The sequence below is a fragment of the Parapedobacter soli genome (assembly GCF_025460835.1).
GTDB classification, from domain to species: Bacteria; Bacteroidota; Bacteroidia; order Sphingobacteriales; family Sphingobacteriaceae; genus Parapedobacter; species Parapedobacter soli.
The window spans coordinates 1-13,132 of sequence record NZ_JAMXAY010000083.1; the positions used below are offsets into that span (position 1 = coordinate 1).

The 13,132-nt window shown below is 49.9% G+C and carries 15 protein-coding genes; 7 read left to right on the top strand and 8 right to left on the bottom strand.

Translation table 11 applies throughout. The annotated features are described in order from the left end of the window. Positions 1-90 precede the first annotated feature (90 nt). The 3 genes from NGM62_RS20575 (at position 91) to NGM62_RS20585 (ending at position 2,255) form a co-directional block, all read left to right on the top strand. Positions 91-300 carry a phosphorylase family protein gene (locus NGM62_RS20575; protein ID WP_262250199.1) on the top strand — a complete coding sequence of 70 codons (210 nt, stop codon included), beginning with the start codon at positions 91-93 and terminating at the stop codon, positions 298-300. A gap of 58 nt (positions 301-358) precedes the next feature. Beyond that, on the top strand, positions 359-1,747 hold the full coding sequence (locus tag NGM62_RS20580) for an MBL fold metallo-hydrolase (protein ID WP_262250200.1): 1,389 nt from the start codon (positions 359-361) through the stop codon (positions 1,745-1,747). Between the two features lie 337 nt (positions 1,748-2,084). Further along, positions 2,085-2,255: a hypothetical protein gene (locus tag NGM62_RS20585; protein ID WP_262250201.1), complete on the top strand. Its 171-nt coding sequence runs from the start codon at positions 2,085-2,087 to the stop codon at positions 2,253-2,255. Positions 2,256-2,375: 120 nt separating this feature from the next. Here NGM62_RS20585 and NGM62_RS20590 read toward each other — a convergent pair whose 3' ends face one another. Beyond that, on the bottom strand, positions 2,376-3,560 hold the full coding sequence (locus NGM62_RS20590) for a M20 aminoacylase family protein (protein WP_262250202.1): 1,185 nt from the start codon (positions 3,558-3,560) through the stop codon (positions 2,376-2,378). A 337-nt stretch (positions 3,561-3,897) separates the two neighbouring features. Here NGM62_RS20590 and NGM62_RS20595 point away from each other — a divergent pair, with 337 nt between their 5' ends. From NGM62_RS20595 to NGM62_RS20605, 3 genes are all read left to right on the top strand, one after another. After that, a complete protein-coding gene (locus NGM62_RS20595; protein ID WP_390938189.1) occupies positions 3,898-3,975 on the top strand; it encodes an integrase core domain-containing protein in 78 nt (25 codons plus the stop codon). An 88-nt stretch (positions 3,976-4,063) separates the two neighbouring features. After that, positions 4,064-6,160 (top strand): pyrroloquinoline quinone-dependent dehydrogenase, encoded by a 2,097-nt coding sequence (locus tag NGM62_RS20600; protein ID WP_262250203.1) that lies wholly within the window; start codon positions 4,064-4,066, stop codon positions 6,158-6,160. A 223-nt stretch (positions 6,161-6,383) separates the two neighbouring features. Then, complete coding sequence (locus NGM62_RS20605) at positions 6,384-7,109, top strand: hypothetical protein (RefSeq protein WP_262250204.1); 726 nt, start codon at positions 6,384-6,386, stop codon at positions 7,107-7,109. An 18-nt stretch (positions 7,110-7,127) separates the two neighbouring features. On the opposite strand, the gene NGM62_RS20610 is transcribed toward NGM62_RS20605, so the two are convergent. Beyond that, entirely contained in the window at positions 7,128-8,048 is a 921-nt protein-coding gene (locus tag NGM62_RS20610) for an alpha/beta fold hydrolase (protein WP_262250205.1), read from the bottom strand. A 160-nt stretch (positions 8,049-8,208) separates the two neighbouring features. Here NGM62_RS20610 and NGM62_RS20615 point away from each other — a divergent pair, with 160 nt between their 5' ends. Continuing rightward, positions 8,209-8,745: a YceI family protein gene (locus NGM62_RS20615; RefSeq protein WP_262250206.1), complete on the top strand. Its 537-nt coding sequence runs from the start codon at positions 8,209-8,211 to the stop codon at positions 8,743-8,745. Positions 8,746-8,874: 129 nt separating this feature from the next. On the opposite strand, the gene NGM62_RS20620 is transcribed toward NGM62_RS20615, so the two are convergent. The 6 genes from NGM62_RS20620 to NGM62_RS20645 all read right to left on the bottom strand — a co-directional run bounded on the left by NGM62_RS20620 (position 8,875) and on the right by NGM62_RS20645 (position 13,088). Further along, complete coding sequence (locus NGM62_RS20620) at positions 8,875-9,807, bottom strand: tetratricopeptide repeat protein (RefSeq protein WP_262250207.1); 933 nt, start codon at positions 9,805-9,807, stop codon at positions 8,875-8,877. 45 nt (positions 9,808-9,852) lie between these two features. After that, the gene (locus NGM62_RS20625; RefSeq protein WP_262250208.1) at positions 9,853-10,482 is read right to left on the bottom strand and encodes a hypothetical protein; all 630 of its coding nucleotides are present in this window, start codon (positions 10,480-10,482) and stop codon (positions 9,853-9,855) included. A 9-nt stretch (positions 10,483-10,491) separates the two neighbouring features. Continuing rightward, positions 10,492-11,469: a hypothetical protein gene (locus tag NGM62_RS20630; protein ID WP_262250209.1), complete on the bottom strand. Its 978-nt coding sequence runs from the start codon at positions 11,467-11,469 to the stop codon at positions 10,492-10,494. A gap of 139 nt (positions 11,470-11,608) precedes the next feature. Further along, positions 11,609-12,028 carry an endonuclease/exonuclease/phosphatase family protein gene (locus NGM62_RS20635; RefSeq protein ID WP_262250210.1) on the bottom strand — a complete coding sequence of 140 codons (420 nt, stop codon included), beginning with the start codon at positions 12,026-12,028 and terminating at the stop codon, positions 11,609-11,611. Further along, the gene (locus tag NGM62_RS20640) at positions 11,983-12,621 is read right to left on the bottom strand and encodes a carboxypeptidase-like regulatory domain-containing protein (RefSeq protein WP_262250211.1); all 639 of its coding nucleotides are present in this window, start codon (positions 12,619-12,621) and stop codon (positions 11,983-11,985) included. Before NGM62_RS20640 ends, NGM62_RS20635 begins: the two co-directional genes overlap by 46 nt. Positions 12,622-12,962: 341 nt before the next feature. Next, positions 12,963-13,088 (bottom strand): hypothetical protein, encoded by a 126-nt coding sequence (locus NGM62_RS20645; RefSeq protein ID WP_262250212.1) that lies wholly within the window; start codon positions 13,086-13,088, stop codon positions 12,963-12,965. Between the last annotated feature and the right edge of the window lie 44 nt (positions 13,089-13,132).

A 13,132-nucleotide genomic window follows, 5' to 3' on the forward strand; every position in this document is an offset into this window, starting at 1 on the left:
ACTTAGTTTATGAAAAATCTGTCCAACGATTGGGGGGAATTATAGGAAGGACTTCAAGAAGGGGTCTGTGGCACAGGTGATAATTTTGAAATGGCACATGCCGCAACGGGCTATAATGTGGTGGATATGGAAGCGTATGCGCTGGCTGTGGTTGCGATGAAGGAAAACATCCCGTTTCTATGCCTCAAATACATCTCGGATGGTGCCGATGGCAATGCTGCGGCCGACTGGACGGTACAGGTGCACCAGGCAGCGGCTGCGTTCGGTAAGGTGCTGAAGCTGCAAGCCTCTGCAAAATAGCGACATTGAACACACCGCTACAACAGTGGATAAAATAAGAACGATAATTGATTGAACTATGTTTTTTGAACACGTTTATGATAAAACCCTTGCGCAGGCAAGCTATGTGATCGGTTGCCAGGAGACAGGCGAGGCTGTGGTAATTGACGCGCAGCGGGACGTGGACGTATACCTGCGGATTGCCCAGGAAAATAACCTGCGGATCACCCATATTACCGAAACACATATCCATGCCGATTTCCTTTGCGGCTCGCGCGAGCTGGCTGCGATTACCGGAGCTAAACTTTACCTCTCGGATGAGGGTGGCGACGACTGGCAATATCAGTTTCCACATACAGGACTGAAGCACGGTGATAAAATAAAGGTGGGCAATCTTACCCTGGAAGTGCTGCACACCCCGGGGCACACCCCCGAAAGCATCAGCTTCCTGTTGACCGACCATCCTGCTACCGACGCGCCCACCATGATTTTTACCGGCGACTTTGTTTTCGTTGGCGATATCGGACGCCCGGACCTCCTGGAAAAGGCTGCGGGGATTACCGGCACGCAGGAAAAAGGAGCTAAGCAGTTGTACAAATCGCTCCAAGCCTTTGCCGAGCTCCCCCCGTATATTCAGGTATGGCCGGGCCATGGCGCAGGGTCGGCCTGTGGGAAGGCCATCGGAGCCGTCCCCAGCTCAACCGTTGGGTATGAAAAGATCCGTAACTGGGCATTCCGGTACGAGGACGACGAGCAGGGGTTCGTAAACGACGTATTGGCCGGCCAACCGGAGCCACCGAAGTATTTTGCCATGATGAAACACCTGAATAAGGTGAAGCGGCCATTACTGTTGGAGGTGCCGAAATACCCGGAGCTGACGATAGAAGAGTTCAGGGCGGCTTACCACAATGGCGTTAAAGTAATCGATACCCGGGATAAAGCGGTGTTCGCCGGTGGATACATCCCCGGCAGCCTCAATATACAAGGCAACAATTCCTTTTCGACCTGGGTGGGCTGGCTCGTCGACTATGATGAACAGTTCATGCTAGTTGCCGATGATAGCCAGATGGAAGACCTTACCCGTAAGCTGATGCGTGTTGGCTTGGACAATGTGTTGGGTTATGTGTCGGATGTAGTAGCCACCGGCATCGAATTGGAATCGGTTGACGTGATTGGTATCGAAGAGTTCAAGGGCCTGCTCGGCAGGGATGATGTGCAGGTGCTGGATGTACGCGGCGAGAGCGAATACAAGGCCGGCCACATTGAGGGGGCCGAACACCTGTTCGTAGGCACACTGCAAGACCAGCTGGAGCGGGTAGACCGCGATAAGCAGGTGGTGATCCACTGCCAAGGGGGCGACCGTGCCTCGGTTGCTTATTCCATCCTCAAAAGGAATGGCATCAGGCGTGTGAAGACATTTTCCGGAGGCATGAAAGAATGGAAGGAAAATGGCAATCCAGTTGTGTAAATTCCGTTATTGATATGATAGCGTTTCTGAAACAGCCGTGGCCCTGGTATGTGGCCGGGCCAGCTGCCCCACTGAGCGCATTGTAGACGTCGGCGACAGGAGATCGCGAGATGCAATAACCAAGCAATTGCACGTCGTTTGCCGCTACGACAGGGTTTCAAAAACAAGTATATCCCAATATTGTTTAAATAATAACACATAATTACATGTTAAACAGATTGATATGTAATTATTTTTAAGTGTGTAATAATTACACTAAGTAGACAAATGATCGACTTATAAAGCGTATATTTGTAACAGTAAATAAATAGTACACATTTAACGTAATTTGAACATCATGGAAAAGATCTTAAAGCCACAATCGCAACAGAAAAAACAGCCCGCCGTTTTGAAGACTGTTTCATCGGAGGCTAAAAATCGTACATTCACACCATCCCGTTTCTCGGTTAGGAGACTGCGGAAACATCCGGGCATCCAGACGAGCCGAAACCCCCACGTCATCGGTTAATATATAACGAGGTAGGGGCCGCCACAGGGCATGACCACTGTGCTGGCTCCTATTAAATCTCGTTGTGTCTCTTCTGCTTTCTCTGTCAGCAAAGTCACTATATCATGTTGTTCCATCTATTTAATCGTTTTGGTCACCTGCCGAGACGGCCAAGTACCCTTCCGTCAGTGCTACCCAATAGGCTGCACCCTTCGTTAGGTTGGCCTTGTTGAAGGTAAATCTCGGATGATGGACCATCGGCGTATCGCCGTTGCCGATGAAACAATAGGTTCCCGGTTTTTGCTGCAGCATAAACGCAAAATCGTCCGAGCCCAGGAACGTAGGCCCCGGATAGACCACGCTTTCATCACCAAACGCTTCCCTGGCAATTTCATAGGCCTTTTTCGTCTCCGCGACGTCGTTGACCAGCACCGCTCCCGGTATGCCCTCTCGGATTTCATACGTGCAACCATATCCCTCGGCTTGGTGTTTGGTGAGCGAGCGAACCTTATCAAGCACGAGCGTGCGATCCTCGGGCGTTTTGGTGCGTATTGATAGGCGCAGGATGGCCGACTGCGCCACCGCGTTTCCGGCCGATCCCGACTGGAAGGCTCCCACGGTCACTACCGCACTGTTTGCAGGTGCCACATTACGTGCTACGATGGTCTGTAAGGCCATCACGAGCGAAGATCCGGCGACAACCGGATCGATTCCCAATTCTGGCATCGCGCCGTGGCTCCCTTTGCCGGTAAGCACAATCTCCCAGTTATCAACGGCCGCCATCACATCACCATCGGCGAAATATAGTTTACCAAGTGCTAAACCGGGCATGTTGTGCATACCAAACACGGCATCCACCGGGAAGCGGTCGAACAGCCCATCTTCAATCATCGCCGGTCCACCTTCCATCGTTTCTTCTCCCGGTTGGAAAATGAGTCGTACAGTCCCGTTAAAGTTTTTCGTTTCGGCCAAATATTTCCCGGCAGCCAGCAGCATGGTCGAATGCCCATCATGCCCGCAAAGATGCGATACACCTTCAACCATACTTTTGTAAGGAAGGTCGTTGACTTCCTGGATCGGGAGTGCATCAAAATCAGCCCGTAACCCGATTGACTTATCGCCATTGCCGACTTTCAATGATGCTACGACGCCATACTTGCCGACGCCGGTTTCAACCTCGTAACCCCACGAACTGATAACCGAAGCCAGGTATTTGGCTGTTTCATGCTCGTTCATGGAAAGTTCCGGATAGCGATGCATGTGTTCAAACCATTCATCGATTTGACTGCGGTTTTCTTCCAATTTTTTGACAATGTTATTCATCATAAGACTCCTGATGTTTATTATGTTAACGTTCGTTGATGAAATAGTGTTCATAAATCTTGGACTTTAATATAGTTCATTTCTCCTAAAACTTGGAATATAACGCTTGTATATAAGTGCCGAAAACAGATTTTGTTTGCGTGTACCGCTATGTTTTATCGAGCCATACCACAATGTCGTCGAAAACCGATTTCCGATCATTTTCATGGAGTATCTCATGGCGCATACCGGTATATCGTTAGTTCCACCTGCTCAAAGCCCCTTTCCCTTAACGCGTGCACAGTCTTTACCACGCCATCCCCAAAGTCACCGATGGGCTTAAGAACATCAGGTCGAATTAATTTTTCCCGGACCGGGTAAACCAATGGATAATCCGTATATTGAGTCGTTCAATGGAAGCTTCAGGAACGAGTCATAGAAAAGCAGGTTAAGTCAGAAAAATAGTACAATAATATAACGTTTTGATAAACAAGGTTGCAGGAAATAAGAGGACTATTGTAAATGCTATGATGCGTTCGTTGATTGTATTGTTGATAGGGGTGCTTTCGTGCGTAGTGCCGGGTTGTGATTCGAAGCATGATCGAAATGTAGATTGGCCGACGTACTTGGGCGACCAAGGGCGCAATCATTTCTCTGAATTATCAGAAATCAACACGACCAACGTGCAGTCCCTTGACGTAGCGTGGACCTATCACTCTGGAGATACCGGGCAAGTGCAGTGCAATCCGTTAATTATCGATGGCACGTTGTATGGTGTCACGGCGTCCAATTATCTCTTTGCATTGGATGCCGCTACCGGTGACGAGTTGTGGCGATTCGTTCCTGAACAACAAACAGGCCCCAGTAATGTCAACCGCGGTATCGCCTATTGGAGTAAAGGAGAGCAACACCGGATCCTATTTGCTTTTCAATCGTGGTTGTACGCAATCGATCCTGCATCTGGCGGGCCCATAACATCCTTTGGCGACAATGGGCGCGTGAGCTTACGATCGGGATTGGGCGCATCTGCGGTGGATAAGTTCGTAGTTTCCACAACTCCGGGTACGATATTCGACGACCTGATTATCATGCCTACAAGGGTGAGTGAAAGTGTAGGGGCTGCACCCGGGTTTATCCAAGCGTTCAGTGTCATAACCGGTAGGGTGGAGTGGGTATTCCACACGATACCGAGACCAGGGGAAATAGGCTTTGGGACCTGGCCGCCGGAAGCACACCAGAATCCAGTGATAGGCGGGGCCAACAACTGGGCTGGGATGGCAGTGGATGAGCAACGGGGTATTGTTTATATCCCGACAGGATCGGCTGCGTTTGACTTCTATGGAGGAAACCGAAAAGGGCAGAACCTGTTCGCTAATTCCCTAATAGCATTGCGTGCGGCAACGGGCGAATATATTTGGCACTACCAAATGGTGCATCATGATATCTGGGACCGCGATCTACCCGCACCTCCTAACTTGGTAACGCTGGTGATCGATGGTGAAAAAATTGACGCGGTGGCCCAAATCACGAAAACTGGACATGTATTTGTATTTGACCGAGAGAACGGCAACCCAATTTTCCCTATCGATGAGGTACCCGTTCCAGCATCATCCCTGCCTGGTGAAGAGACATGGCCTACCCAGCCGATACCACGGTTGCCCCTGCCTTTCGCCCGACAGGAATTGAAGCGCGACGATATCAATGCATTCGCCGACGGCCGCGATTCGCTCCTTCGGATATATGACAAGGCCAATAAAGGATTATACCATCCCCTTGACCTGAATCAGACCATCCTTTTCCCAGGTGCTGATGGCGGAGCCGAGTGGGGAGGTGCTGCTGTTGATGAGGAAGGTGTTATGTATGTTAACTCCAATGAAATGGCTTGGCTTTTCAGCCTGAGCTCACAACAGTCTTCGGAATCAATAGGTGCGTCAACAGGAGAACAGCTGTACACCGTGTACTGCGCGGCGTGTCACAAAGCTGATTTTTCGGGCAATCCGGCGAGCGGTTATCCCGCTTTGTACGGGTTGAAGGAAAAAATGCAGCGAAAGGAAGTAACACATATTATATATGCCGGTAAAGGGATGATGCCCGGATTTACAGAGATCAACAAACAGGAGCAGCAGGCTATCGTCAACTACCTTTTCGGTGAGGAGAAAACGGAGGTAGTGTCGTCCACCATAGAAAAGGTATCTGAAGTACCTTATCGGTTTGATGGCTATAACAAATTTCTGGATGGTGCGGGCTATCCAGCCATATCTCCACCATGGGGTACGCTGACAGCCATCGACCTGAATACCGGCCAGCATGCATGGCAAATACCGTTAGGGGAACATGAGGAGTTGACTGCACGTGGAATGCCTGTAACGGGGACGGAAAATTATGGTGGGCCAATTGTGACAGCCGGCGGATTGCTGTTCATCGCAGCAACCAAAGATAATATGTTCAGGGCGTTCGATAAGACAAATGGACGGCTGTTATGGTCATATCAACTACCAGCCTCGGGCTTCGCCACCCCATCTACTTATTCGATAGCCGGAAAGCAATATGTTGTTATCGCTTGTGGTGGTACGAAATTAGGCACGCACGGTGGCGATAGTTACGTAGCATTTGCACTCCCCTGAAAATGCCAAAAATGCACCTACACCGCCCGTGTAGCGTCCTACCGGATGTCTATCCGCCGATCATCGCTATTGATGTCGATCGGTTGCTCATAACCAACAGCATGTATAATCGCTTCCAACTCTGCACACCGCCCGGCAATATAAGGGTTGTATGCAGCCTGGCCTGATGACCTTTAGGATTGTCTTTCGATATTAACGTAAACAAGATATAAGTTGAAAAATTATGAAAATTCGTTACTGTTTCGTGACTGGCCTGTGGGCCTGTCTGTTGCTGCCTATGGTTTCCTGCAAGAAGGACGCAGGCACGAACTATGGCTTGCCCCAATTGGGCAACTGCCAATCGATCGGCCTGTTAAGCGGCTTACATGAAGAAGATGGTCGATATGCCTACACGTCGACCAAGGGAGTGGATATCAAGCTGAATCTGCGGGACGATGGGGGGCTTGTCCTTACCATGACCTTTACGCCATTTCCGGGGCAGCCTGCCACCGTCCAACTGTGGGGGGATGAAACGGATAACGGCGCACCGCACGTCGCACTGTATGAAAACCTGAATGGTAAGCTAATTAAGCAACGGAAAGCAAAAAACCGTACGATTATCTTTCCCGATGGATTGAAAATAACGTTAGTGTCTGCCGGTCCGAGGGCTTCTGTAACGGCGATAAGCATCTATGACGGGGGCATGGCGCATCACCTGAACGTCACCTGTAACACGGTGGAATACGGCGGCTTTAACCCCGCAGTAGCCAAGGGATTGGATGATCAGCAGCCGGATGGGGAAACGAGTATGTTTGAGATAACGGATACCCACATGATCCTATATAACGCATATACCGAAGACGTGCCGGGCAAAAAAGTCCAGCTCCGCGCGGACCTCGGGATGCTGGAAAAGGGCAAGCCCAATCAGATAGATGACCTGTATGACGACCCGGAGTTGAATTTTACCTGAGTAGCAATGATTTGAAGTTTAGCGGGGAAGCTTCTCGGTTTTCTCCAACCAAGCGACGATGTCTTCGAAAACCAGTTTTCGATCACCCTCGTTGAGTATCTCGTGGCGCATGCCGGGGTACAGTTTCAGTTCAACCCGCTCAAAGCCACGCTTCCGTAACGCGTTCACGGTCTTTACCACGCCTTTCCCGAAGTCTCCGATGGGGTCGTTTGCACCGCTCACAAAAAGTAAGGGCATGTTTTTGGGAAGACTTTCAGCCCAGTTTGATTTGGTCGCTTCCACATTGATGGAAATGAGGCCAAAGAACGCGTTGTTGCTGAAGTTTACCCCGCATAGCTCATCCTGTAGGAACGCCCTTCTATTGGCCAGGTCAGCACTTAGCCAATTCGTTCCGTCGTTCGGATTTTCATGTCTGAATTTTCTGTTGTTGATTCTCAAAAAGAGTTCATTGAGTTGTTCACTCCGGCGTTGTGGAGCGATTAGATTCGCTATAGCTAATACTGGGCGTATCAGGGCAGCCAGTGGATTCGGTCCACCTGTTCCCATCAGAATTGCACCGGCAACATACTGCGGAACCCGCTTTAATAGGAGTCGGGCAACAAACGAACCCATGGAATGCCCCATCAAGATCAGACTTTCACCGGCAAAACGCTGCGCCATGAAGCGCAACATCCGTTCCGCATCCTCAACCAGGCACCCACCGGGATCGTCCGCGCGAAAAAAGCCCAACGCGGCCTTCGTTTTTGCCGTTCGCCCGTGCCCAATGTGGTCATACGTCAGTACGGCATAGTCATTCGTTTTTAAATAATTGGCGAAGTTTTCATACCGCCCGCTATGTTCCTGCATACCATGCAGGATGAGGACAGCCGCCTTGATTGCCGTCTTCGGCGGCTGGTATATGGTATAGTGTATGTGATCCGGTGCCGTATTTTCTATCATATACGGCTAAAGGTAAAAAATAGATTGTATAGATTCTCGGATGGATTTTGTACATTCATGGAAAAACCTATAATGATTCGGAATTTCCTTACCTTTAACCTAATAAACTACGGCGACTCAACGAAGAGCGCGGACATTTGTAATCACTAGTACAAAGAAGATGAAAAAGAAAATCCTGTGTTCCGGCGTTATCGCTTTATTTCTTCTTTCGGCATTTACCTCAGTCTATTTCGTCGGGTGGCGGGTAAAGGGAGACGACTACACGGTGAAATTCAGCACCAAAGGCGCTTCGGGCACATTAATGGGACTGAAGGGGACCATTGAATTTGATAGCCTAAACCTGGCGAATTCCGCATTCGATGTCACTGTGGATGTAACCACGATCAGTACCGGCATGAGGCTCAAAAACAGGCATGCCCTTGCGGCGGATTTCCTGGATGCGGAAAGGTATCCCACCATCCGCTTCGCCTCCAGTACGGTTACACCTACGGAAAAGGGCTTTGTGGCCAACGGCAACCTGACCATCAAAGGCATTTCGCGGTCGATTGCCATCCCGTTTACGTTTGATGGGGCTGGGGAAGAAGGGGTATTCCGCGGCCAGTTCGAACTGAACAGAAGCGATTACAACTTGGAGAAAAAACGTGTTGGCGAAGTCATTGCGGTAGAATTGGTTGTGCCCGTCGTTAAGCAACATTAAACTCATCGGCCGTTGCTTTAGACAATTGCTTGTCAACGCTTACGAAACCCCGCCTAACCACGTGGTCTGCGATGACGGAAAGCCGAAGTTGGTGTGGGACCGAACCTTAGTCGAGGCTAACGTGCTGCGCTAGGAATTCCAAATATCTGTCGTCGTCGTTTTCAAAAATCTCCGCCCCTTCAAATAAATATGCCCGCAAAAGGTATTCCTTCGCCTCCAGGGGGCGGTGTTTTCCAGCAAAGTCTGCCCGAGCCGAAGCATGATAAAGGGATTTTCATACCCGTTCTCTTCAATATTACTCACTGCACGCTGGAAATAAGCGAGGGCGTTTTGTTGTTCTCCCAATAGAAAATAGGCATCTCCAATGGACGTTTCTAACCATTGGCTCTCGGCGTAGGTATGCTGCGGTTGGGGAATGAGCAACAGCGCTTGCTGCCAGGTCTCGATAGCACTCACGTAATCCTCATCGTCAAAATACGTATTTCCCTTTTCGCTTAATTTTTCAATCTGGTCGGTCACCTCGTCGGAAAGGTCTTCATGGGCCGGGGTTTGCGGCAGATGTATGTTGGTTTTAGTTGCGAACAAGTTAGCTATCTCTTGGTTGTTAGTTGTTTTTTTGGTAGCGATATCAAAGTAAAAGGCAGGCTTATCGCTAAAATCCCGTTTCGTAGCGCCATGCTGTAGGGCACTATAAAATGCTGCTTTTGCTTGCTCGATATCCCCGGCATACAGGTAGTTTTCTGCCGAAAGGATGAACGGTGTGGTATCAATGATCTTATAGCCGCAGCTTTCCAGATCATGCACCCAGTCGTCTAGGATGGGCCGTGCCTCTTGGTGCCGGCCAACCCGTGCCAGTGTTTCAACCAACTGACACAAAATTGTGTCAGAGCATGATGTATTGAATTTGGGTTCCGGTAGCAGGTCCCAAGCTTCCTTAATTTTGCTGACTGCTTCATCGTTACGTCCATCTTCAAGCAACTGATACGATTCGCCCTGCATGTCGAAGGTTTTGTCTTCCAATTCGGGCGAAAGGGACATAGCTTGCCGTATTTTATGTTTCATTGTCGTTTTATTTGGTGCCTCAGCGGCTTTTATAACGTTCGTTTCTCAATCTTGCTCAAACGATAACAGATTGCCGTTTTCATCAAACTTCAGGGAGTAACGCGACCGGTCTGTTTCGAGGCGGGTAGGGTACCAACGGATCGTTCCGTTGACGGGTACGAAATAGACCGTGTGTCCGCTAGTTTCATCACCGTTTATCTCTTTTAGTTTTTGCTGTATGGTCTCATACACTTTATGTGCCGTTACAAACGGGGCTTTATCCAATGAAGCCGAATAGTCTTCTACTCTGTCCGACTTGGTTATTCGTACAGGCTGCGGCTCCTCCCACGCGCCATTTTTGTACGTGTACCGGTCAATCATGTTGGGGTCGGCCGGATGCTGTATGTTCAGCATGATACGGCCATCGTTGTAAAAATGTACCGATCGGAAAACGATGATATCTTTCCCTTTAAACTGCGGGAGGCTACGCAGGCTGTTTTCAGCGTTTTGCAATGCCTCAACGCTTGCGGCGATTGGACCCGATGGAACCGCCGGATCTGCCGAAGGTTGTTGCTCCGAAATCTCCGGACTGGCTTTTTGGACGTTCGGGTTTACCGTGTCTTTAATAGATTGTGACAGTTCGCCGCATGAAAGTAACAGGAGCGAACTCAAGAACAGACTTGCTTTTTTTATCATTTGTGTACGTTACGCGGTTATATCTTCCTTGAATGCAACGGTAGTGGGCGAATCGGGTAAATACAGGATGGAACGGTCCGCCTGATGTACCGTTTGCAGGTGGATAAGGGGAACGACTTTTTTGATCGACACACCATGTGTCGTTCCTTTTTTATCTACGAATGTCATCTCGAACTTCACCTCAGGCTGTTCGTTGATATACGTTCCGGTTTGAGAAACCTCCTTAACCTTTGCGGTAGCCTGTATACCTTGGAACAGCAGGCTCATGGCCGTACGGTTCGGGACACCGGAGATTTTAGATAGTATGAATTTATCGATCAGGCTGTAGATGAACCCAAAGCCCACAGCCACCACCAACGACATGATTAATGGATGGTGCCACGTTAGGAAACGCCACCCGTAACCCTGGTTTTCTGTGGTGTACGCATAGATAAAATAACTGATTATACCGATACCCGCAATAAGCCAGAGCCCATTTAACAGGATGACGGTAGGGTATTTCAGCTTCGCTTCCGCGTCGTCCGGAATAACGTACGGAAGGTTCTGCAAGTGCTGGTCTACACGTAGTCTGATGGTTTTCCCCGGTTCATACCGATTCAAGTGCGGTTTACTGTCGGTCAAGATCAGGGTGTAGGTAATGGGCGTATGGTTGAAATTGGTAAACGAGACCACGATTTCGTAAGTTTCAAACCCCTTAACGGGCTTTCGGGTGGTGACGCTCTCGATTTTGGCATTGACCAATTTGCCCGATTTGTTCAACTGGCGTATTCCATTTCGGATGCCGAACGTATGCCGCTGTATTTTGACGAATAGGTAAATCAAAACGGCCATCCAGCCGGCTACCGCAATGCCAAGGTAAATGAGTGCCACTGTGGGGTTTTTCTGTTCCAGCGAAGGCGGCGTGTGGGTATTGTAATAAATGATGGCAGGGTGGGCAATGATAAAATAAAGTGCAAACGGTATCCAGAAATAAAAAAAAATCCTCATGTCAAATTACTACGAGGGCAAGGTACAAAATTTTAAGCACCCCATTTGTTAAGTTTTAGTTAATATTTAGCGCGGCTGGGCGCGACGCCCATTCGTTGATCAATGGCGGCCATGCCTATGACTTTTCGCCTTATGGCGGTTATTCTTGCAACCGCAACGTAGCTACTACCGGCAAGTGGTCAGATGCATAGGTTTCGTGTATTACCCGGTGGTCTACGACTTCAAATTCATCGGATGGCCTGTAAAAAATATAGTCGATGATCCGCGTCGGGTTATCCACGGGGATTGTTCCCGGACAACCCGTACCCACACAGGTGCTTTGGAAGATCCCTTCGATGATATTGATGGGGTCAGTTCCCGGAACGGCGTTAAAGTCGCCGCCGATGATGACCGGATTGCTGGAATGGCCCAGTTCGGCAACGATTTTTGAAGCCTGCAACTTGCAGTGTTCGGGATGGAGATCCAAATGGGTGCTGGCGAAGGTAATCCGTTTGCCGGTGGGCAGCGCTATTTCTACGGCGGCCACGGCTCTGGGCTCGCTACTGAGCCCCTCGGCCATTGGCAGCGCAAACCCAATATTACGGGGAATTGAAGGGGTTTACCATCCTCCACTTGTATGCCAATGATGTCAAATGTCGCTTGGTCAGGCATACCCATCGTACCCGGGTATCCGGCCGTAACACCGTAAGACCCGGCTTCGTTGGCCAGCGGCACGAAGTCGTAACGGTACTCCCCGCCTGCATCTGTTTTGGTTTCGAACCGCCTCGACACGCCGTTTACCGTGATCGTGATTTCCAGCGTTTCATGGGCCGCCGGGCTTCCATCAAGGAGGGTCGCCTTACCGGTAATCGGGATGAGCGCCCCCTGGCTGTAAAAAACATCGCTCACCTCGGCCGACGCGGCGTATCGGGGCCCGACGGTTAACGGGAGGGCGAGGGACTGGTTATTGGTATGCAAGAGCTCATCGAAACTGTTGTCGGGGTTCACCCATACAATCAGGTGGTACGCCCCCGGTGTTTGCGGAGCGGATACCGAATGCATCACCTCCACTTCCTGCTGCTGGGGTATCGCTGCGCCGGTATGTTCTTCATGGAGCAGGATATCACCGGCATCGGCGAATGCATCGCGCGATAAATAGGTGCGTACAACCATACCGCTTGGCGCGGTGGCGAAGCCGCTGTTTTTTTAAGATGAACCGATAGGTGAGGGGTGCGCCCGTTTCCAGCTGGTCGTGTGCGGATTGCACCGACGACACCTGCAGATCCGGCCGGTTGGCGTCGGTCACGACCGCCCAGGTTGTGCCGGCGGAAAACCCGTCGGCCGTCGCTTTGAAATAGACCGTTTTATTGCCATCGGTTTCTCCGTCGTTAACCGTTGCTATCTCGACATCGCACGCAATGGATACAGACGTTTAGCCGTCCGTTAACACATGTTTAATATACCCTTGTTAACTTTGTGATATGATGAATGCAAAGCGGACAGGACCAGTTTTCCTAAGGGATGTCGTTAATGATTCCCACCTCTTTAAGCCCCTGCCCCTTCCGACGGGGGTGTATCCCTACCGTTTGGATATCCGGAACGTGATCGGCGAAGTCACTTGGTATAATTCCCCCAATCATTGGACAGATTTTTCATAAACTAAGTGAGATATTTCCGGTATCCC

Coding starts and splice junctions, on each gene's coding strand:
- NGM62_RS20575 (WP_262250199.1), top strand. CDS start 91: ATGGCACATGCCGCAACGGGCTATAATGTGGTGGATATGGAAGCGTAT.
- NGM62_RS20645 (WP_262250212.1), bottom strand. CDS start 13,088: ATGATTGGGGGAATTATACCAAGTGACTTCGCCGATCACGTTCCGGAT.
- NGM62_RS20620 (WP_262250207.1), bottom strand. CDS start 9,807: ATGAAACATAAAATACGGCAAGCTATGTCCCTTTCGCCCGAATTGGAA.
- NGM62_RS20590 (WP_262250202.1), bottom strand. CDS start 3,560: ATGATGAATAACATTGTCAAAAAATTGGAAGAAAACCGCAGTCAAATC.
- NGM62_RS20610 (WP_262250205.1), bottom strand. CDS start 8,048: ATGATAGAAAATACGGCACCGGATCACATACACTATACCATATACCAG.
- NGM62_RS20630 (WP_262250209.1), bottom strand. CDS start 11,469: ATGAGGATTTTTTTTTATTTCTGGATACCGTTTGCACTTTATTTTATC.
- NGM62_RS20605 (WP_262250204.1), top strand. CDS start 6,384: ATGAAAATTCGTTACTGTTTCGTGACTGGCCTGTGGGCCTGTCTGTTG.
- NGM62_RS20635 (WP_262250210.1), bottom strand. CDS start 12,028: ATGGCCGAGGGGCTCAGTAGCGAGCCCAGAGCCGTGGCCGCCGTAGAA.
- NGM62_RS20640 (WP_262250211.1), bottom strand. CDS start 12,621: ATGGTTGTACGCACCTATTTATCGCGCGATGCATTCGCCGATGCCGGT.
- NGM62_RS20625 (WP_262250208.1), bottom strand. CDS start 10,482: ATGATAAAAAAAGCAAGTCTGTTCTTGAGTTCGCTCCTGTTACTTTCA.
- NGM62_RS20580 (WP_262250200.1), top strand. CDS start 359: ATGTTTTTTGAACACGTTTATGATAAAACCCTTGCGCAGGCAAGCTAT.
- NGM62_RS20615 (WP_262250206.1), top strand. CDS start 8,209: ATGAAAAAGAAAATCCTGTGTTCCGGCGTTATCGCTTTATTTCTTCTT.
- NGM62_RS20600 (WP_262250203.1), top strand. CDS start 4,064: ATGATGCGTTCGTTGATTGTATTGTTGATAGGGGTGCTTTCGTGCGTA.
- NGM62_RS20585 (WP_262250201.1), top strand. CDS start 2,085: ATGGAAAAGATCTTAAAGCCACAATCGCAACAGAAAAAACAGCCCGCC.